Below are 1546 nucleotides of genomic sequence, written 5' to 3'. Positions count from 1 at the left end.
AGTCGGTGGTCGCCCTGCTCGCCGTGCTCAAGGCCGGTGCCGCCTTCCTGCCGCTGGACGCCGACTACCCCCGCGACCGGATCGCCTACCTGCTCGCCGACGCCCGCCCGGCGGCCGTCCTCACCACCGACGACTGGCCGCTGCCCGAGGTGCTGGACGGCCTGCCCGTCCTGCCCGCCGCCCCGGAGGCGTGGGCCGACCGGCCCGCCGGTGACCTTCCGGCCACGGCCGGCCCCGAGAACGCCGCGTACGTCATCTACACCTCCGGCTCCACCGGCCGCCCCAAGGGCGTCGTGGTCCGCCACGCCGGCTTCGCCAACCTGCTCGCCTTCCACCGCATCGAGACCGTCACCGTCGCCGAACAGGCCCGCCCCGGGCGGCGGTTCACCTTCGCCCAGACCGCCTCGCTGTCCTTCGACACGTCACTCGAAGCGCTGCTCTGGATGGTCGCCGGCCACGAGCTGCACGTACTGGACGACGACCTGCGCCGCGACGCCGCCGCCGTCGTCCGCCACCTCGCGCGCACCGGGGCCGACGTCCTCGACATCACCCCCGGCCACGCCGAACGGCTGGTCGAGGAGGGCCTGCTCACCGTCTGCCCGCCCGCCCTCGTGATGGTCGGCGGCGAGGCCCTCGGCCAGTCCCTCTGGAGCGTCCTCGCCGCCGCCCCCGACACCGCCGTCCTCAACGTCTACGGCCCCACCGAGTGCACCGTCGACGCGCTGTACCACCGGCTCACCGCCGACGGCCGCCCGCTGATCGGCCGCCCGCTGCCCAACCTCCGCGCGTACGTCCTCGACGGGCAGCTGAACCCGGTGCCCGTCGGCGTCCCCGGTGAGCTGTACCTGGCGGGGGTGGGCCTGGCCCGCGGCTACCTCGGCCGCCCGGGCCTGACCGCCGAACGCTTCGTCGCCGATCCCTTCGGCGCAGCGGCGGGAGCGGCGGGGGAGCGCATGTACCGCACCGGCGACCTCGCCCGCCGCCGCCCCGACGGCCGGGTCGAGTACCTGGGCCGCACCGACCACCAGGTCAAGGTGCGCGGCTTCCGGATCGAACCCGGCGAGATCGAGACCACTCTCACCGCCCACCCCGACGTGCTGCGCGCCGCCGTGCTGCCCCACCGGGACGGCGCGGCCGGCACCCGGCTGGTCGCCTACGTGGTCGGCACGCCGCAGCTCGACCCGGCCGCGCTGCGCGCCCACGCGGCCGCCGCCCTGCCCGACTACATGGTCCCGGCCGCCTTCGTGACCCTGGACGCGCTGCCGCTCAACGTCAACGGCAAGCTCGACCGGGCCGCCCTGCCCGCCCCCGACTTCGCCGCCGCGACCGGGGGCCGGGCCGCCCGGACGGCGCGCGAGGAGATTCTCTGCGGGCTGTTCGCCGAGGTCCTCGGCCTGGCGGAGGTCACCGTCGACGACGACTTCTTCGCCCTCGGCGGCCACTCGCTGCTCGCCACCAAGCTGCTCAGCCGGGTCCGCACCGCGCTCGGCGCCGAGCTGGGGATCCGGGACGTCTTCGAGGCCCCGACCGTGGCGGGCCTGGACCG

At 76.1% G+C, this 1546-nt stretch carries 1 protein-coding gene; it reads left to right on the top strand.

What is annotated here, in order from left to right; all coding sequences use genetic code 11:
- Nucleotides 1-1546, top strand: a 1546-nt coding sequence (locus tag ACFWOG_RS40820; protein ID WP_380364815.1) for a non-ribosomal peptide synthetase, incomplete at both ends; no start/stop codon positions are given.

This window comes from Kitasatospora sp. NPDC058406, assembly GCF_042722765.1.
Lineage (GTDB): Bacteria > Actinomycetota > Actinomycetes > Streptomycetales > Streptomycetaceae > Kitasatospora.
This window is presented reverse-complemented; position numbering and strand designations above follow the sequence as displayed.